The sequence below is a fragment of the Kushneria marisflavi genome (genome assembly GCF_002157205.1).
Taxonomy (GTDB): Bacteria; Pseudomonadota; Gammaproteobacteria; order Pseudomonadales; family Halomonadaceae; genus Kushneria; species Kushneria marisflavi.
Window position 1 is genome coordinate 131,757 of record NZ_CP021358.1, and the last position, 17,897, is coordinate 149,653.

A 17,897-nucleotide genomic window follows, 5' to 3' on the forward strand; every position below is an offset into this window, starting at 1 on the left:
ACTCTGAATCAACGCTATCAGGATACCGGGCGATGCGCCAGCGTTGCATCGATCAGACCGTACTCGACAGCCTGTTCACCGTTCATGAAGTTGTCACGATCGGTATCACGCGCAATTTTTTCGATATCCTGCCCGGTGTGATGCGCCAGAATTTCATTAAGACGCTGTCGAATCGTCAGGATTTCACGCGTGTGAATTTCGATGTCGCTGGCCTGTCCCTGGAAACCACCCAGCGGCTGGTGAATCATCATGCGCGAATGAGGAAGGCAGTAACGCTTGCCTTCTGCGCCACCTGCCAGCAGCAATGCCCCCATGCTGGCAGCCTGACCGATACACACCGTTGAAACATTGGGCTTGATAAACTGCATGGTGTCGTAGATCGACATGCCGGCAGTCACTGAACCGCCCGGAGAGTTGATATAGAGATGGATATCCTTGTCAGGATTCTCTGACTCCAGAAAGAGCAGCTGCGCCACGATCAGATTGGCACTGTAGTCTTCGACCGGGCCAACAAGAAAAATGACGCGTTCCTTGAGCAGACGAGAGTAAATGTCGTAGGCCCGCTCGCCACGTGCGTTCTGCTCCACCACCATGGGGACCAGCCCACCAGCATTGGTAATATCAGACTCGCTTCTCATGTAGCAACCTTACAGTGATGTGGGCCAATGATAGAACCCGGCTTTAGCCGGGCCCCGACTGCCAGCCTGGACATGGCTGTGACGCCGGATATCAGCCGGCCTGCTCTTCGGTTTCTTCAGCTTCGTCAGCATTTTGCTGCTGCGCGGCCTGAAGGGCTTCCTGATAGCTCATGGGCGTTTCAACAACGCTGGCCTTATCCAGCAGCCTGTCGATCGCCTTGCGTTCAAGCACAGCAGATTTCACCTGGTTTTTCATCTGCTCGTTGCCCATATATTGCTCGACAACCTGTTCAGGCTGTTCAAACTGACCCGCCTGCTCTTCGATGAAGGCACGAATTTCATCGTCGTCAGCGTCCAGTTCGAAATGGCTGACCACTTCTGCCAGAAGCAGGCCAACTTCAACACGGCCGCGCGCCTGTTCGGCAAACAGCTCGTCGGGCAGCTGAGACACATCGAAATCGTCGCCCAGACCGAACTGCTGTGCGGCCTGACGCTTGAGCCCTTCGACTTCCTGAGAAATCAGAGAGCTCGGTACAGATACTTCGTTACGAGCTTTCAGCGCATCGATCAGTTGCTGGCGCACACGATTGTCGATGGCGTTATCCAGTTCGCGCTGCATGTTGTTACGCACTTCCTTGCGGAAGCTGTCATTGTCGCCGTCTTCAACACCGAAACGGGACATGAACTCGGCGTCAACTTCAGGCAATTCCTGCGCCTGGACCTTGTGTGTAGTGGTCTTGAAGCGTGCTTCCTGACCGGCCAGATGCTCGGCCTGATAATCTTCAGGGAAGGTGACCGTGACTTCACGTTCCTCACCTGCCTGGACACCGACCAGCTGATCTTCAAAACCGGGAATAAAGCTGTTGGAACCCAGTACCAGCTGATGACCTTCGGCACTACCGCCCTCGAAGGGCTCATCACCAAGGAAACCCTCGAAATCAATGGTGATTTGATCGCCATCGGCAGCAGCACGCTCAACATCGTTCCACTGTGCATTCTGCTTGCGAAGCGTATCGATCATTTCGTCGATATCGGCATCGCTGATTTCGGCTTGAGGACGCTCGATCTGCTCGTCTTCAGGCAGCGTCAACTCGATGGAAGGATAAACTTCCAGAGTCGCGACGAATTCGAGATCCTTGCCAGCTTCATTAACAGTTGCTTCCAGTGAGGGATAGCCCGCTGGATTAAGCTCGTTTTCGGTGATGGCGCGTACATAATGCTGACGCATCACTTCATCAACGACTTCGTTGCGTACATCACGACCAAAACGCTGGCGAACAACGCTCATCGGAACGCGTCCTGAACGGAAACCATCCAAGCGTACACGACGAGCAGTATCCTTGAGTCGCTCATCGACATTTTTGTCCACTTCTTGAGCCGGGACCTGGACGGTTACGCGACGCTCGATCGGTGAAGTCGTTTCGACTGAAACTTGCATGAATGATCCTCTACCCACTCAGGTGGCGTGTTCGAAATAAAAAACTCAAGGGCGCAGATTTTAAGAACCCCATCAGATACTGGCAAGCTCGAAGCCTTAATTGGCACCGATTAATACGATTTCAAGGGGAAAAGTGGAATTTCTTTGCTTACTGGATGTCAGCAAACCCTCTTCCCGAACAGGCCACCAATGGATGGCATGCAAAGCAAAAAGGGCGACCCAACAGGGCCGCCCTTTTCGACACAAACGCCGACATTCATCAGCGCCTAAAAATAATGGGGTGGATGATGGGGATCGAACCCACGACCACCGGAGCCACAATCCGGGGCTCTACCACTGAGCTACACCCACCATTACTTTCTTGCTGGCAACGTTAACCAAACTTGCTTTATTGGCACGCCCAGCAGGACTCGAACCTGCAACCTACGGCTTAGAAGGCCGTTGCTCTATCCGGTTGAGCTATGGGCGCATTCTATTGACCGTGGCTCTTGCTGTCAACCTTTGATTTTAAATTCTTTATCAAAATCAAAAGGTTGGTCGGGGTAGAGGGATTTGAACCCCCGACATCCTGCTCCCAAAGCAGGCGCGCTACCAGACTGCGCTATACCCCGATACGCCAGCACCTCTGCCGAGGCCGCTGCCAATGCGAGGCGCATTTTACCTGATAACAGATCGGGGTCAAGCATAACTTGTCATGTGCGCTTTCGCGCCTTTCCTCTACTACCGAAAGAACATTCATTGACTGCACCCGGCGGGATGCGACAATTGCAGCACTTATGAGCAAGGCTCACTCGAATCGTCACCAGGACAGAATATAGATGAGTGCACAGTTGATAGACGGCAAGGCCACAGCACAAAAGGTGCGTGAAAGAGTTACCCAGCAGGTAGCCCAACGTCGCCGAGAGGGCAAGAGAGTGCCTGGCCTGGCTGTGGTACTGGTAGGCGATGATGCTGCATCGGAGGTCTATGTACGCAACAAGCATCGCGCCTGTGAACAGGCCGGCATTCTTTCCTTTCAGCACAAGCTGCCGGCAGATACTTCCCAGCACGCACTGGAAGCGCTGATAGACCAGCTCAATGCCGATACCAGCGTCGATGGCATCCTGTTACAGCTGCCACTGCCCGGCCATCTTGATGCTCGCCCCCTGCTTGAGCGCATTCATCCGCACAAGGACATCGATGGTTTTCATCCCTATAACCTTGGCCGTCTGGCACAGCGCATGCCCACCCTGCGCCCCTGCACGCCCATGGGCGTCATGACACTGCTCAACGAGCACCAGCTTGATGTCCGAGGCATGACCGCCACTATCGTGGGCGCCTCCAATATCGTCGGCCGCCCGATGGCCCTCGAGTTACTGCTGGCAGGGTGCACCATCACGGTATGCCACAGGTTTACGCGCGATCTCAAGCAGCATGTTGAAAGTGCTGAACTGCTGATCGTGGCCGTGGGTAACCCGAATCTGGTCAAGAGTGAATGGATTCGCCCGGGCGCTATCGTGATTGATGTCGGCATCAACCGCACCGCCGAAGGCAAGCTGGTGGGCGATGTCGAGTTCGAGGGTGCCCGGGAGCGCGCCTCTCACATCACACCGGTACCGGGCGGCGTTGGCCCAATGACCGTGGCATCGCTGCTGGAAAATACGCTCACAGCTGCCGAGTTGCATGAGCATGGCTGAGATGACACTGCACCAAGTGCTGGATACGAAAAGGCCCCGCCATTGGCGGGGCCTTTCTTTATATAATGAACAAGCCCTGGGGCCGACATATGTATCAGCGGCTTTCGCTGACCCATGTCGTACCTTCCCGACTGTCTTTAAGAATAATACCCTGCTCTGCGAGCGCATCGCGAATGCGGTCAGCCTCAGCGAAATCACGATTGCGACGCGCCGCATTTCTTGCCTCGATCTGTCGCGCGATCTCCTCGTCATCAAGGCCGGACGACGCCCCCTGCAGAAAATCACCCGGCGAGCGCTCCAGCAGCCCCAGCAGGTTGCCCAGCCGAATCAATTCATGCGCCAGGGCGCCGGCCTGTACGGCATCATCACGATGGCGATTGATCTCGCGCACCAGCTCGAACATGACCGCCAGCGCTTCCGGTGTATTGAAGTCATCATCCATCGCCCGGGTAAAGCGCGTCGCGTAATCATCGTCGACATTCCCCTGGATGGCCTCCACCCCGTCAAGCGCATTATAAAAACGCTCCAGTGAACGTCTGGCATCCTTGAGCGTGTCAGGCGCATAGTTGATCGCGCTGCGATAATGACTGGCCACCAGAAGATAACGCACGACCTCCGGATCATGCTCTTTCAATACATCGCGCACGGTAAAGAAGTTGCCCAGTGACTTGGACATTTTTTCGTTATCAACCCTGAGTGCCCCGGCATGCATCCAGGTGTTGACATATTTCTGCCCGGTGGCCGCCTCGCTTTGCGCAATCTCGTTTTCATGATGGGGAAAGGCAAGATCCGGCCCGCCCCCATGAATATCGAAGGTATTGCCCAGACAGCAGGTCGACATGGCCGAACATTCAATATGCCAGCCTGGTCGGCCTTCGCCCCACGGCGATGGCCAGCTGGCCTCACCAGGCGTCGCGCTTTTCCAGAGCACAAAATCCAGCGGATCTTCCTTGGCCTGGTCGATATCAACCCTTGCACCAGAGCGCATGTCGTCCGGATTGCGATTATTGAGTGCTCCGTAACGCTCGAAACGACGCACGCGGTAGAACACGTCACCATTATCGGCCTGATAGGCATAGCCACGCTCGATCAGAGTCTCGATCATGGCAGTGATGTCGTCGATATGTGCCGTGGCGCGCGGCTCCTGGTCCGGAGGCAGCACGCCGAGTCGCCGCTCGTCTTCATGCATCGCATCGATCATGCGCTCTGTCAGCGCATTGATCGGCTCGTTGTTGTCCCTGGCGCGCACCAGAATCTTGTCGTCGACATCGGTAATGTTGCGCACGTAGGTCAGACCATATCCGCTGGCACGCAACCAGCGGGTGATGACATCAAATGCGACCAGCATGCGCGCATGCCCCAGATGACAGTAGTCATACACGGTCATGCCACAGACGTACATGCGTACATTGCCGGCATCAATGGGAGCAAAGACTTCCTTCTGACGCGTCAGGGTATTGTAAATCTGCACGCGGATACTCCCCTTCAGTTTGACTTGTTCTGCGCCTTTGCCCAGCCATCCTTGAGGCTGACCGTACGGTTGAAGACCAACCTGTCACTGCTGTGATCATGGCGGTCGGCACAGAAGTAACCAACACGTTCGAACTGAAAACGCTGCTCGGCGCCAGACTGTGCAAGGGAAGGCTCGCCGATGCCATAAACCGTTTCGAGAGACTGAGCGTTGAGGTGATCAAGGAAATCAACGTCCTTGTCACGATCCGGCGCCTCGACCTGGAACAGGTTGTCATAGTTGCGCACTTCAACCTCGACACCGTGACGGGCACTGACCCAGTGAATGACGCCCTTCACCTTGCGGCCTTCCGGGTTCTGACCCAGCGTCTCCAGATCGACACTGCAGTGCAGTGCTTCTATCTCGCCCTGCTCGTTTTTGATGACGTCATCACAGCGAATGACGTAGGCATTGCGCAGGCGCACTTCCTTGCCGGGCGCCAAACGGAAGAACTTCTTCGGCGGCTCTTCCATGAAGTCCTCATGGTCGATCCAGATTTCACGATTAAGCGGCAGTTGACGCATGCCCATGTCTTCGCGAGCCGGATGGCCGGGCACTTCAAAGATCTCTTCATGATCTTCGGGCAGGTTGGTCAACACGACCTTAAGCGGCTTCATGACACACATGGCCCTGGGGGCGTTGTCTTCCAGATCCGAGCGAATGGCGTGATAAAGCATCTGAATGTCGACAACACCGGACGCGCGCGAAACGCCAACCATATCGCAGAATTTACGGAGCGAGGCGGGTGTATAGCCACGACGGCGCATGCCGGAAATGGTCGGCATTCTGGGATCGTCCCAGCCGTTGACCACGCCCTGATCTACCAACAGCTTCAATTTGCGTTTGGAGGTAACGGTATAATTCAGATTAAGACGAGCAAACTCGATCTGACGCGGTCGCGAGGGCACCGGCAGATTTTCCAGAAACCAGTTATAGAGCGGGCGGTGATCTTCAAATTCCAACGTGCAGATCGAGTGCGTGATGCCCTCAATGGCATCGGACTGACCATGCGTGAAATCGTAGGAAGGATAGATCTTCCACTTGTCGCCACTCTGATGATGCGAGGCATGGCGAATACGGTAAAGGGTCGGATCACGCAGATTGATGTTGGGAGACGCCATATCAATTTTGGCCCGCAGCACCTTCTCGCCTTCAGCGAATTCACCGTTTTTCATGCCCTCGAACAGGGCCAGGTTCTCTTCAACGCTTCGATCACGCCACGGGCTCGGACGGCCGGGCTCGGTCAGTGTGCCGCGATATTCACGCATTTGCTCGGCGTTGAGATCATCGACATAGGCCAGACCGTCGCGAATCAGCTGACAGGCCCACTCATGCAGCTGATCGAAATAGCTGGAGGCGTAGCGAACCTCACCGCTCCACTGAAAGCCAAGCCACTCGATGTCCTCGCGAATGGCATCGATGTAGATCTGCTCTTCCCTGGCGGGGTTGGTATCGTCAAAGCGCAGATGACACTGCCCTCCGAGCTGTTCGGCCAATCCAAAGTTAAGACAGATCGATTTGGCATGACCGATGTGCAAAAAGCCGTTGGGTTCGGGCGGGAAGCGCGTCACGATGGAATCAACGCGCCCCTGCTCGATCTCTTCACGAATCTGTGTACGAATGAAATTCGGTGCGCTGGTGCTTTCTGAGCTCATGGGGCGTGATCAGGCCTTGTTGACAACGGATACCGGCAGGCGCGGTTTCGCCTGCACGGACAAAGCCGCTATTATAGCGTGAGCGCCCGGGACCATGCCATGCAGGTATCAGTACCGACGTCATGAGTCATCGGCAGATCGATACACGCCATGCCTGCGTAGCTGCCCTGAAGTTGTCCCCTTGTTGCCTTTTTAGAGAATTTTTCATGATCATTTTGTCCACCAGTGCCGGCGATATTAAAATCGAGCTTTTTCACGATCAGGCGCCGCAAACCGCCGCCAACTTTGAGCGTTATGTTCGTGAAGGTCATTACGACAACACCCTTTTCCACCGTGTCATCGACGGTTTCATGGTTCAGGGCGGCGGGTTTGATACCTCGTTTTCTCAAAAGCCGGTCCATGAACCCATCAAAAATGAAGCCGACAACGGCCTCAAAAACAGCCGCGGCCATCTCGCCATGGCCCGTACCGGCGACCCACATTCAGCCACGGCGCAGTTTTTCATCAATGTGGCCGACAACGACTTTCTGAACCATACCTCTCCGACACCTCCGGGCTGGGGCTACTGTGTCTTCGGTCGTGTCGTTGAAGGCATGGACGTTGTAGACAGCATCAAGGGGGTGGCGACCACCCGCCGTCATGGCCACGCCGACGTCCCCGCAGAAGACGTTGTCCTTGAGTCTGCCCGTCTCATCGATGCCTGATCGCTGAATAACAATGTTTCAGGCGCAGTAAAGTACTGCGCCCTTCAAGCAGGAGAGGTCATGACGACACTGTTTATTGCCGATCTGCACTTGCAGCAGGACGCTCCCGAACTGACCCGGGCATTTTTGAATTATCTGGAATATCGCGCCCGCAGTGCTGACGCGCTCTATATCATGGGCGATCTATTTGAGAGCTGGATCGGCGACGATGCCATCAGTGAGTTTGAACAACAGGTCATTGAAGCCATGCGCCGTTTCAGTGACAGCGGCAAGGACCTGTATGTCATGCACGGCAATCGCGACTTTCTGCTGGGCGAACGCTTTGCCGAACTCACTGGTGCCGTACTCATTGATGACCCGGCCATCATTACTCTGAGCGAAGACGTTCCTGCCCTCTTGATGCACGGTGACAGCCTTTGCACTCAGGACAGTGAATACATGCAGTTTCGTGCCATGACGCGTGATCCAGAGTGGCAGCAGAAAACTCTGGCCCTACCGGTCGAGCAACGCCGCCTGCTGGCAGATCGCATGCGGGAAGGCTCGGGCAGTGCCAACGGGAGCAAGTCCGATGACATCATGGATGTCAGTCAGGACGCCGTGGAAGAGATCGTGCAGCAATACCACGTCCGCACGCTGATCCATGGCCATACCCATCGCCCCGACGTTCATGATTTCCGCCTGCAGGATGATGAAGCCGTCAAACGCTACGTATTGGGTGACTGGAGCGATCAAAAGGACAAGGGCTGGGAAATTCGTCTTGAGGATGCAACTCTGACGCTAGAATCCTTCAGCCTGTCAGAATTGTCTGGCCGATAAAAAACAAGGGACGCCTCATGGTAGGCGTCCCTGTCGGAAGATTGTCGCATCCCTATCAGGCAGCCGCCGGCACGCCGCTGTGAAAGCGGAACTCGCTATCCGGCGATTCGATCAGCGCTTTTTCCACTTCGCCGAAGAAGGCGACCCGCTCGTCAATAGGCTCGTCAGCATACTGCGCCGCCAGCTCAAGATAGTCTTCAAAATGGCGCCCCTCGGACTTCACCAGGGTGCGATAAAACTTCGCCAGGGTGTCATCCAGATGAGGAATCAAACAGGCGAATCGCTCACAGGAGCGGGCCTCGATATATGCCCCCACAATCAGTACATCGATCAGCCGCCCCGGCTCCTGCTCGCGAACATGTTCACGCAGCCCCTGGGCGTAGCGTGACGCGGAAACATGTTCATAGGCGATACCACGCTCGCGCATCAACGTAACGACCTGCTCGAAATGAAGAAGCTCCTCACGCGCCAGCTGGGACATTTTGGTCAACAGATCAGCCCGACTGGTATAGCGATACATCAGGCTCATGGCCGTGGAGGCTGCCTTCTTTTCACATTGCGCATGGTCGATCATCAAAAGGCGCTCATTGCCAAGCGCTGCAGCCACCCAGCCCTGAGGCGTTCGGCAGGGGAGAAAATCGAGCAGTTCCGTGGGCATCAGGTCATCGGACATATCAAAACCGGGTAGTAGAGAAAGAGAACATGAAAATACAACGACCATGCAGCACGATCGTCATAATGGTCATTGTACCGGTGAAAGGATGGCTTCCCCATCATTCGAGGCTGTAGAGACACAAAATGTGTTCTCACAAAGCGAAAACGCAAAGCGTTGCTATACTGTCAGCCCGTATCGGGTAAAGGTTTTTTGTAAGCGCTCTCATCAAACGAGCTAATGCATTCTAGTCTTTACGTGAACCGATTCTCATGCTAAAAATAGTTTTGAAAACACTGTTCGAGTAATAACAGCTCACCGAATCGATTTTGACCATGGAGCAGGACGCTCCAGTCAATAAAGGTTTCATGCAAGGAGATCATCATGAAAAAATTTGCACTTTTCGCCGCACCGCTGTTCGCCTCTTCTCTGGTCGCCGCGCCAATGGCCATGGCTGACACCAGCTCCGGTATCTACTCAGGCGTTGGTGTTGGTAGCGCACAGGTCCATAATGCCGATGTCAGCAGCTTCAGCGACAGCAACGTGTCCGGTAGCCGCATCACTGACAACAACGATACTGCTCAGAGCGCTTTCGTTGGCTACAAGTTCAACGACTGGTTCTCTACCGAGATCAACTACGCTGATCTGGGCGACATCGATTACGCTACTGATCAGGGTAACGGCCACTACCAGACCAAGGCCTATAGCCTGAGCGCCATCGGTGAACTGCCCCTGTTCTACGGTGTTTCCGGTTACGCACGCGTTGGTGCTGCCTACTGGAAGGCCAATGCGCAGGAAGGTCCGGCCAGCAACCAGTACGGCACCGACCCGGTTTACGGTCTGGGCCTCAAGTACCAGTTCGAGACCGTTCCGGTCTTCGCTCGTGCTGAATACACGCGTTATGACATGGACAGCGATTACAAGATCGACGCTGCCATGGCTTCTGTCGGCGTACAGTTCTAATCGACGATTGTCGAAAGGTTCTGAAAAACGGCACCTTCGGGTGCCGTTTTTTTATGCCCTTCTTCAGGGATCCATGCTCTCAGGGGTTGCAACTACTGGGCCCGTCCGGTCCGGGCATGCAGGCTCTTTGTCCCGGCTGAGTGCCCTGATCATTGACCCTGGGGGATTGCCAGACAAACTCCGTGTCATCCCTGCTCGCACAGCCTGTCATCATTAGTGTCAGCATGACAATCATCACACCATGGTATCGGCGCTGCATGTTACCTCCCTCGTCTTTGATCATTGGTGAGGGCCAACGAGCCAGCCTCCCCGCTTGCGTCGGCCCATATCATGAATAAACAGATACCATCATTGAGGACGGCAGGAAACGCATTTTGCCGACAGGCAACGAATGCTCGTACAATGCGGTTCATTTCATCCGGCCAAGGGAAACATTCGATTCATGCGCGCCAGTCAACTGCTGCTCTCCACGCTCAAGGAAACGCCCGCCAACGCTGAGGTTGTCAGTCACCAACTGATGCTGCGTGCCGGCATGATTCGAAAACTGGCTTCGGGTCTTTACACCTGGCTGCCGCTGGGGCTTCGCACCCTGCGCAAGGTTGAACGGATCGTGCGCGAGGAAATGGACCGCGCCGGCGCCCAGGAAGTATTGATGCCTTCGGTGCAGCCTGCCGAGCTATGGCAGGAGTCGGGGCGCTGGGACAAGTACGGCAACCTGCTGCTGCGCCTTCGTGACCGACACGATCGTGAATTCTGCTATGGCCCTACCCATGAGGAGGTCATTACCGATCTGGTCCGCAATGAAGTGCGTTCCTACCGCCAGCTGCCCTGCAATTTCTATCAGATTCAGACCAAGTTTCGCGATGAAACCCGTCCTCGCTTTGGCGTCATGCGGGCACGCGAATTCATCATGAAGGATGCCTACTCCTTCGATATCAGTCAGGAAGCCATGGCGGCCTCCTATCAGAAAATGTATGAGGCCTATGTTCGTGTCTTCACGCGCCTTGGGCTTGATTTCCGCGCCGTGCAGGCTGACAACGGCGAGATCGGCGGCAGCGGCTCTCATGAGTTTCACGTGCTTGCCGACTCGGGTGAAGACGCCGTCATCTTTTCTACGGGGTCCGATTATGCCGCCAATATCGAAAAGGCCGAAGCCCTGCCCGATCGTCAGGAGCGTGCCGCACCTCAAGAAAATATGCACGAGGTCGATACACCGGATGCCAAAACCATCGCTGCGCTGGTAGAAAAGCACGGCCTGCCGATCGAAAAGACTGTCAAGACGCTGATCGTTCATGGCGCTGAAGGTGGGCTGGTTGCGTTGATGGTCCGCGGTGATCACCAGCTCAATGAGATCAAGGCACTGCACCTGGCGCAGGTGGCTTCTCCGCTGGTCATGGCCAATGAAGAAGAAATTCGCCAGGCCGTCGGTGCAGGTCCCGGCTCACTAGGCCCGGTAGGCCTTGAGATTCCTCTGATCATTGACCGTAGCGTAGCGGTCATGAGCGATTTCGGCGCTGGCGCCAACATCGATGGCAAACACTTTTTCGGTATTAACTGGGGGCGCGATCTGCCCCTGCCGATGGTGGCTGATATTCGCGATGTCGTCGCCGGCGATCCGTCACCGGACGGCCAGGGTACGCTCTCGATTGCCCGCGGTATCGAGGTCGGCCACGTTTTCCAGCTCGGGACAAAATATTCCGAGGCGTTGGGGGCGACCGTTCTGGATGAGAACGGGGACAATGTACCGCTGCAGATGGGCTGTTACGGCATTGGTGTCAGCCGTGTGGTGGCTGCTGCCATTGAGCAGAATCATGACGAGCGTGGCATCTCGCTGCCGGCAAGTCTGGCCCCCTATCAGGTGGCGCTGGTGCCCATGAACGCACACAAGTCGCAGGCAGTACGTGACGAAGCCGAGCGGCTTTACAATGCCTTCAACGAAAAGGGCATCGAAGTTCTGCTGGATGACCGCGATGAGCGTCCCGGCGTCAAGTTTGCTGATCTCGAACTGATCGGCATTCCTCACCGTATCGTTATCGGTGATCGCGGTCTTAAAACGGGTGAACTGGAGTACAAGGGAAGGCGTGACGACGATATTACAATGGTGGCGCAACAGGAGGCCGTCGAGTTTATTTGTCAAAAGCTGGCTTGACGCCGGTTTCCCAGCATGCCTTTGGGGCGCCTGTCTGGTGACAGGCGCCCTTTTTGCGCCTGTCACTCTGGCCGCTGCCGTACCGGAGGCACATGTCTCGGCTCAGATGATCCGACAACTCTCCAGCGCCGTCTCAAACGATCAACGCTTTGACGATCATTTTGAAGCTGAAGTCTGGATGACGGACATGAATCGACGCCTGTCGCGCTACCTTGTCGATCCGCATCAACGCCTTGCGTTACTGGAGAGCATTCAGCGTGAATCCCGGCGCGCCTCGCTGGATCTACAACTGGTGCTTTCAGTCATTGATGTCGAAAGTCGCTTTATGCCCGAGGCACGCTCCAGCGCCGGGGCTCAGGGGCTCATGCAGGTCATGCCCTTCTGGAAAAAGGAGATTGGCCGGGAAAGCGATGACCTCTTCGATCCTGATACCAACCTGCGCTACGGCTGCACCATTCTGGCGTGGTATCTCAAGGTCGAAAAGGGGGACGTGACGCGCGCTCTGGCACGCTATAACGGCAGTCTCGGCAAAACACGCTATCCAGAGCAGGTCATGACAAGCTGGGATAGCCGCTGGTGGGTCGACAGCTAGACCTGGCAAAGATCAGTGCTGTTTCAGTCTTTTGAAATGCCCTGAATCTGGCTGGCCTGAAGCGTGACGCGATGCTCCTGCTGCAGAATATTGAGCAACACGACGACGCGTTCATCTTCCTTTCCATGAACAAACAGTCCTTCCAGCGCCTTGAAAGGTCCATCGGTAATTTCGATTCGCTCCCCTTCGCTAAAACGCGGCCCTTCCTCAATCAAGGGCTGATCACTGACCTGCCGGCGCAGAGTCTCGATCAGAGTATCCGGTACTGGCACCGGCTCACGGCCAAAGGCAAGCAACCGGATCACCCCACGGGTAGAGCGCACGGGCACCCAGTTGTCCTGTAGCGGATTCATCTGAATGAATAGATACCAGGGAAACAGGGGCTCGAGGACATGCCCGACCTTGCCACGCTGGCGCTTTTCCCTTTGCATGACCGGATGAAAGACGGTGTAGCCCTGATACTGCAGGTGCTCGGCAGCGCGAAAGGATTCACCTGACTTGCACTGGACCGCGTACCAGCGCAGTCCTTCAGGTCCTGTCGTCTTCATTAAAACCATCCCCGGTCAGTAGCCGTCAGCGCATCGGTCTGAGAGAATCGGCGCGCCATTTAAATGCCCGCGACTTTCTGGATAACACCGTTGATTTCGATTGCTACAGCCCGGGCCGCCGTTGCGCGCCATGGTATCACGTTCCTCATGGGGCTCGCGTCAGGCCTGCCACTGTTGCTGACGGGCAGCGTCCTTCAGGCATGGATGACCGATGCCGGTGTTTCTCTGGATGCCGTCGGCCTGCTGGCGCTGATTGGTATTCCCTACACACTCAAGTTTCTCTGGGCCCCCTTGCTCGATCGCTTCGAGCTGCCGTTTCTGGGCCGGCGTCGGGGCTGGCTGCTGCTGACACAGCTGGCGCTGACCTCATTGATCGTTGCGCTGGCCCTGTCCGATCCCGGTCTCGCCCCACTCACCGTTGGCGCTGTAGCACTGGGCATCAGTTTTTTCAGCGCGACGCAGGACATCATCATTGATGCCTATCGCCGTGAACATCTTCCCGAGAAAGAGCTCGGCATCGGCTCAAGCCTTTATACCTATGGTTATCGTACCGGCATGTTGTTTGCCTCCGGTGGCGGCCTGATGCTGGCTGACAGCATCGGGTTTCGTGCGACCTACCTGACCATGGCGGTCGTACTCGGCGCCTGCATGCTGGTGACCCTCATGGCGCCCGAACCGGGAGCCCAGCGCCCCGCGCATCCGCAGAACTGGCGCGATACCTTTCTGGATCCCATTCGCAACTTTCTGACGCGTCCGGGCGCACTCTGGCTTTTGCTCTTTATCCTGCTTTACAAGCTCGGCGACTCGGTGGCCGGCAACCTGACCACCCCCTTTTACAAGTCAATCGGCTTCTCAAACGCCGAGATCGGCGCCACGGTCAAGATCTTCGGCTTCTGGCCGCTGCTGGGCGGCATCTTTCTCGGTGGCTTGGTCATCCTGCGTATCGGCATTTACCGCTCACTATGGTGGTTCGGGCTGTTGCAGATGGCTTCCACGGCCGGTTTTATCTGGCTCAACCATGTTGGCCACTCAATCACGGTACTGGCAGCCGTGGTCAGCTTTGAAAACGCCGCCGCGGGGATGGGCACCGCTGCCTTTCTGGCCTTCATGGCCGCCCTGACCGACAAGCGATTCACGGCAGGCCAATACGCCCTGCTTTCCTCGATCATGGGCCTGCCCAGAGTCGTGATTTCAGCCCCCGGTGGCATCCTTTCAGAAGCCGTAGGTTGGGACGGTTTCTTTTTAATCTGCACACTGGCCGCTATTCCGGGGCTGATAATCCTTTGGTATTTTCGCCAATGGCGCGATATTGCCGATTCTTCCCATCGGTAATACGGTTTAGCGCCTTTACTGTTCCACGGGCGCCAGGCTCCGGCCGCGCCCCTAGAAGAGACCCTGATCTTGTCTTTTGTATCTGCTGAAACATCCTGCCCTCAGGGCCTTTTGCGACTGGCACGCCTGGTGGGCCGAGGCACGGGCGTTATCCTCACAGGCGCGATTCTAACCGCCTGTTCCACCGGCCAAACCGGCTTTCAGCCGGCAAAAACGCCGCAGTACACCGATTCAAGCATCCCGATGCATCCAACCAGCTGGCAGCAACTACCCGGCTGGCAGGACGACAATCTCCTGAGTGCCTGGAGCGCCTTCAGAACCAGCTGTGAAAAGCTCGCACGCAAGCCGGACTGGGCATCGGTCTGCAACGACGCCCGACACGTCGATCCTCTGGATAGCCGTGCGATACGACGCTACTTCGAGCATCGTTTTACGCCCTTTACCCTGAGCAACAGCGATGGTTCAACGGTGGGGACCATTACAGGCTACTACGAGCCGGTGCTTCGAGGCTCTCGAACCCGACACGGGCCCTATCAGGTGCCGCTGTATCGTAACATCGGCAACAGTAGCCTGATGGCCGCCAGCCGTAGCCAACTGATCAAAAGCGGCGTCCTGCGCGGGCGCGAACTGGTCTGGGTAGATGACCCGGTTGAAGCTGCGTTCCTGCAGATTCAGGGGTCAGGTCGAATCAAGCTGGCGGAAGGCGGCGAAATGCGCGTTGGCTTTGCCGGGGCCACGGATCAGCCTTTTCAATCCTTTGCTCGCTGGCTGCTGGATCATGGCGAAATTACACCGGCTCAGGCCACGCTGCCGGGCATCAAGGCATGGGCCAGTGCCAACCCCGGTCGTGTGCAGGAAGTGCTCAACGTCAATCCGCGGTTTGTTTTCTTCAGGGAGCTTGATAGCACACACAAGAGCAGTGACGGCCCAATCGGCGCGCAGGGCGTGCCGCTAACGCCCGAACGTAGCATCGCCATTGACCCCGATCAGATTCCACTGGGCGCACCGGTCTTTCTCTCCACGACTCGCCCTTTGTCCAACCAGCGTATGCAAAGACTGATGCTGGCTCAGGATACGGGCAGCGCCATCAAGGGTACCGTACGTGCGGACTTTTTCTGGGGCCACGGTGATGAGGCAAGCCTTAATGCCGGGCGCATGAAGCAGCCCGGTCAGATGTGGGTCGTTCTACCCAATCGTCAGTAGATGAGAGGTCAAACGGATGACGAGGTGCCATGGGCCACCATGGCGCTACTCAACGCTTGATCGCAGCCTGGCGTCCACCCACCGCAACGCTCCCCGTGTAGCCACCCAATGGGGCCGCATGAGAACGCGATACTGCCAGGCTTCGGCACGCGAGCCCGGTATCGGTGAATTGCCGGTCACCGGCTCTCGTCGGGGATTTTCCCGCACCAGCAGCTTGAGCATCCAGGGGTTGGCCTGCTCGACCATGACCAGCGCCTGGCGGGCCTCTTCCAGTCGCGCCAGGCGATAAAGCGCCAATGCCTTGCCAAGCAAAAGTCCCAGCCATGGCTCGCCGTCATCATTGCTGCGCTCGATTTCCTCGATAAGCGTCAGGGCCCTGACGTCCTGCCCATCACTTAAAAGCTGCTCCAGCAACAGTTCACGAAGGCCCATGCTGTCTTCGCCGTCCAGACGAATCAAACGCTCGGCCAATTGACGCGACTGCTCACGGGCGCCGCGCTCCATACCGATGATCAGCCCCAGACCCAGCCGGAACAGGATATGGTTATCGCCATCCCCCCAGACAAAGGGGCTTTCGGCCCGCTCGACGGCTGCAAGCCACGTCTCAAAGCGCTGCGCCAGCGGCGAGAAGATCGCCTGAAACATCCATGGCAGATTGCCAAAGCGCCCAGCAAGCGCCATGGCCAGTTCCTGAAGTATTGCCGGCGTTGACAGCCATTCGGGATGCAGACACAGAGCGTCCAGCCAGGGCCGGGCATCACGCCAAGGGTCACCCTGCAGACCGCTACCGGGCGCCTCTTCGTTTTCAGTGGTGAAGTGCTGCTGCCACATCTCGTAGCGGGCATGATCCAGGTCGTCCTGCTGATACTCAAGCCGCCCATCGGCATTGATCAGAAGCGACAACCGTGGCCCGTTATTCGACATCGGCAACAGCCGGGTCAGGGTATCCAGCGGTTCGGCCAGCTCCTCGTCGGCATAAATCATCTGCTCGGCCAGGGTCGCTTCGGGGTCTTCCGCCAGCTGTTCGAGAAAGGCCTGCTGGTCCTCGTCGAGATCAGTGCGGTGCACCAATCGGCGTCTCCAGAAATCGGCACGCGCGCGCGCCTGCTCGGGCTGCCCTTCATGCAACAGCAACATGCTTTCAAGATAGGCCAGCGCCGGCTCGTTGGGCATGGTTTCCAGCGTGCGAATAAAGGTTTCGCGGGCACTGGGCAGATCATCACTGTCGAGATAGCGCAGACACAGGCGCTTTAGTGCCGCACCGCGAAGAAAGCCTGGCCCGTTCTCGACCACACTGTCCATCAGGGCCGCCTTTTTGCGGATAAAGCCGCGCTCCTGATAGACATCACTCAACAGCTCAAAGGCCGGCTCGCTCTCCTGCGGCAGACCTTCCCAGTCGACGTTGTTGAACAGCGACTCGAGGATGGTTTGCGCCCGTCCGAGCTGACCGCCTTCGGCACTGACGATACCGGCTTCAAGCAGGGCCTGAGCCGGTACCTGATGTGATGAGAGTGCCTCATGCAGGGTTTTGCCCCGAAGACGCTGAAGCAATAGCATCCACATCAGATGTGGCGGCACCTGCCCCGGCAGCATCATGCGGGCACAGCAGTCGGCATGGCGCCGACCCGAATCACACCAGCAGGGCTCCTGAGGCGCAGGTACCGCCAGCGTTTCAATCCGATAGCCAAGACGCTCAAGAGGCATCTGATTCCAGAGCACCGGTGCCAGCGCCTGCGCCAGCGCCACGTCGCCGCCAAGCAGCTCGGCGCCCTCCTTCCTTGCCCAGCCCATCAGTGAAGGGTAACGCTCTTCACGACGTATGGCCTCAAGCGCTCCCGTCGAAAACCCAAGGAGTTGGTCCACCCAGGCTGACAGCATATTGTTCCTCCACCATGATCACGCTTATGCTAGCACGCTGACTGCCTGCGTCTCATGATAACGCCATCATGTTTGCCTCGCTGATGACCCACCAGGGACCAGCAAGGCCTTCCATACATGCTCTGAAGCAGCCCTTGCGTCAC

The 17,897-nt window shown here is 56.8% G+C and carries 15 protein-coding genes and 3 tRNA genes; 8 read left to right on the forward strand and 10 right to left on the reverse strand.

The genetic code is table 11. From position 1 onward, the window contains the following. Window positions 1–17: 17 nt before the first annotated feature. The 5 genes from clpP to B9H00_RS00700 form a co-directional block, all read right to left on the reverse strand. The gene (gene clpP, locus B9H00_RS00680) at window positions 18–638 is read right to left on the reverse strand and encodes an ATP-dependent Clp endopeptidase proteolytic subunit ClpP (protein ID WP_086899033.1); all 621 of its coding nucleotides are present in this window, start codon (window positions 636–638) and stop codon (window positions 18–20) included. A gap of 91 nt (window positions 639–729) precedes the next feature. Beyond that, complete coding sequence (gene tig, locus B9H00_RS00685) at window positions 730–2,076, reverse strand: trigger factor (protein ID WP_086622763.1); 1,347 nt, start codon at window positions 2,074–2,076, stop codon at window positions 730–732. A 276-nt stretch (window positions 2,077–2,352) separates the two neighbouring features. After that, window positions 2,353–2,427, reverse strand: a tRNA-His gene (locus B9H00_RS00690). Between the two features lie 41 nt (window positions 2,428–2,468). Then, window positions 2,469–2,545 (reverse strand) — tRNA-Arg (locus B9H00_RS00695). A 65-nt stretch (window positions 2,546–2,610) separates the two neighbouring features. Next, window positions 2,611–2,687 (reverse strand) — tRNA-Pro (locus B9H00_RS00700). Window positions 2,688–2,894: 207 nt separating this feature from the next. Here B9H00_RS00700 and folD point away from each other — a divergent pair. Continuing rightward, a complete protein-coding gene (gene folD, locus B9H00_RS00705) occupies window positions 2,895–3,752 on the forward strand; it encodes a bifunctional methylenetetrahydrofolate dehydrogenase/methenyltetrahydrofolate cyclohydrolase FolD (RefSeq protein WP_086899034.1) in 858 nt (285 codons plus the stop codon). 94 nt (window positions 3,753–3,846) lie between these two features. On the opposite strand, the gene cysS is transcribed toward folD, so the two are convergent. Both cysS and B9H00_RS00715 read right to left on the reverse strand, forming a co-directional pair. Beyond that, entirely contained in the window at window positions 3,847–5,223 is a 1,377-nt protein-coding gene (gene cysS / locus B9H00_RS00710) for a cysteine--tRNA ligase (RefSeq protein ID WP_086899035.1), read from the reverse strand. A 14-nt stretch (window positions 5,224–5,237) separates the two neighbouring features. Further along, window positions 5,238–6,917, reverse strand: a complete 1,680-nt coding sequence (locus B9H00_RS00715; RefSeq protein ID WP_086899036.1) for a glutamine--tRNA ligase/YqeY domain fusion protein — start codon at window positions 6,915–6,917, stop codon at window positions 5,238–5,240. 206 nt (window positions 6,918–7,123) lie between these two features. Here B9H00_RS00715 and B9H00_RS00720 point away from each other — a divergent pair, with 206 nt between their 5' ends. After that, window positions 7,124–7,621: a peptidylprolyl isomerase gene (locus B9H00_RS00720; protein ID WP_086899037.1), complete on the forward strand. Its 498-nt coding sequence runs from the start codon at window positions 7,124–7,126 to the stop codon at window positions 7,619–7,621. A gap of 60 nt (window positions 7,622–7,681) precedes the next feature. Next, window positions 7,682–8,437, forward strand: coding sequence for a UDP-2,3-diacylglucosamine diphosphatase (locus tag B9H00_RS00725; RefSeq protein ID WP_086899038.1), 756 nt, complete (start codon window positions 7,682–7,684; stop codon window positions 8,435–8,437). Window positions 8,438–8,492: 55 nt separating this feature from the next. Here the strand turns inward: B9H00_RS00725 and miaE are convergent, their stop codons facing one another. Further along, window positions 8,493–9,110: a tRNA-(ms[2]io[6]A)-hydroxylase gene (miaE, locus tag B9H00_RS00730; RefSeq protein ID WP_086899039.1), complete on the reverse strand. Its 618-nt coding sequence runs from the start codon at window positions 9,108–9,110 to the stop codon at window positions 8,493–8,495. A 363-nt stretch (window positions 9,111–9,473) separates the two neighbouring features. On the opposite strand from miaE, the gene B9H00_RS00735 reads away from it, so the two are divergent. The 3 genes from B9H00_RS00735 to B9H00_RS00745 all read left to right on the forward strand — a co-directional run bounded on the left by B9H00_RS00735 (window position 9,474) and on the right by B9H00_RS00745 (window position 12,793). Next, window positions 9,474–10,052 (forward strand): outer membrane beta-barrel protein, encoded by a 579-nt coding sequence (locus tag B9H00_RS00735; RefSeq protein WP_086899040.1) that lies wholly within the window; start codon window positions 9,474–9,476, stop codon window positions 10,050–10,052. Window positions 10,053–10,494: 442 nt separating this feature from the next. After that, window positions 10,495–12,201, forward strand: coding sequence for a proline--tRNA ligase (locus B9H00_RS00740; protein ID WP_086901623.1), 1,707 nt, complete (start codon window positions 10,495–10,497; stop codon window positions 12,199–12,201). Between the two features lie 37 nt (window positions 12,202–12,238). Then, a complete protein-coding gene (locus B9H00_RS00745) occupies window positions 12,239–12,793 on the forward strand; it encodes a lytic transglycosylase domain-containing protein (RefSeq protein ID WP_236944317.1) in 555 nt (184 codons plus the stop codon). 23 nt (window positions 12,794–12,816) lie between these two features. Here B9H00_RS00745 and rfaH read toward each other — a convergent pair whose 3' ends face one another. Continuing rightward, window positions 12,817–13,341 (reverse strand): transcription/translation regulatory transformer protein RfaH, encoded by a 525-nt coding sequence (rfaH, locus tag B9H00_RS00750; protein WP_236944318.1) that lies wholly within the window; start codon window positions 13,339–13,341, stop codon window positions 12,817–12,819. A 147-nt stretch (window positions 13,342–13,488) separates the two neighbouring features. Between rfaH and B9H00_RS00755 the strand changes: the two genes are divergently transcribed. Together B9H00_RS00755 and mltA are read left to right on the forward strand one after the other, a co-directional pair. Further along, complete coding sequence (locus B9H00_RS00755; protein ID WP_236944319.1) at window positions 13,489–14,673, forward strand: AmpG family muropeptide MFS transporter; 1,185 nt, start codon at window positions 13,489–13,491, stop codon at window positions 14,671–14,673. A 243-nt stretch (window positions 14,674–14,916) separates the two neighbouring features. Further along, the gene (mltA, locus tag B9H00_RS00760) at window positions 14,917–15,876 is read left to right on the forward strand and encodes a murein transglycosylase A (protein ID WP_086901625.1); all 960 of its coding nucleotides are present in this window, start codon (window positions 14,917–14,919) and stop codon (window positions 15,874–15,876) included. A 45-nt stretch (window positions 15,877–15,921) separates the two neighbouring features. On the opposite strand, the gene B9H00_RS00765 is transcribed toward mltA, so the two are convergent. Continuing rightward, window positions 15,922–17,754 (reverse strand): SEC-C domain-containing protein, encoded by a 1,833-nt coding sequence (locus B9H00_RS00765; protein WP_086899043.1) that lies wholly within the window; start codon window positions 17,752–17,754, stop codon window positions 15,922–15,924. Window positions 17,755–17,897: the final 143 nt, after the last annotated feature.

Excerpts from the sequence above, each read along its gene's own strand:
- B9H00_RS00735 (WP_086899040.1), top strand. The coding sequence starts at position 9,474 with ATGAAAAAATTTGCACTTTTCGCCGCACCGCTGTTCGCCTCTTCTCTG.
- B9H00_RS00740 (WP_086901623.1), top strand. The coding sequence starts at position 10,495 with ATGCGCGCCAGTCAACTGCTGCTCTCCACGCTCAAGGAAACGCCCGCC.
- B9H00_RS00725 (WP_086899038.1), top strand. The coding sequence starts at position 7,682 with ATGACGACACTGTTTATTGCCGATCTGCACTTGCAGCAGGACGCTCCC.
- B9H00_RS00755 (WP_236944319.1), top strand. The coding sequence starts at position 13,489 with ATGGGGCTCGCGTCAGGCCTGCCACTGTTGCTGACGGGCAGCGTCCTT.
- rfaH (WP_236944318.1), bottom strand. The coding sequence starts at position 13,341 with ATGAAGACGACAGGACCTGAAGGACTGCGCTGGTACGCGGTCCAGTGC.
- B9H00_RS00720 (WP_086899037.1), top strand. The coding sequence starts at position 7,124 with ATGATCATTTTGTCCACCAGTGCCGGCGATATTAAAATCGAGCTTTTT.
- folD (WP_086899034.1), top strand. The coding sequence starts at position 2,895 with ATGAGTGCACAGTTGATAGACGGCAAGGCCACAGCACAAAAGGTGCGT.
- clpP (WP_086899033.1), bottom strand. The coding sequence starts at position 638 with ATGAGAAGCGAGTCTGATATTACCAATGCTGGTGGGCTGGTCCCCATG.
- B9H00_RS00765 (WP_086899043.1), bottom strand. The coding sequence starts at position 17,754 with ATGCTGTCAGCCTGGGTGGACCAACTCCTTGGGTTTTCGACGGGAGCG.
- miaE (WP_086899039.1), bottom strand. The coding sequence starts at position 9,110 with ATGTCCGATGACCTGATGCCCACGGAACTGCTCGATTTTCTCCCCTGC.
- mltA (WP_086901625.1), top strand. The coding sequence starts at position 14,917 with ATGCATCCAACCAGCTGGCAGCAACTACCCGGCTGGCAGGACGACAAT.
- B9H00_RS00715 (WP_086899036.1), bottom strand. The coding sequence starts at position 6,917 with ATGAGCTCAGAAAGCACCAGCGCACCGAATTTCATTCGTACACAGATT.
- tig (WP_086622763.1), bottom strand. The coding sequence starts at position 2,076 with ATGCAAGTTTCAGTCGAAACGACTTCACCGATCGAGCGTCGCGTAACC.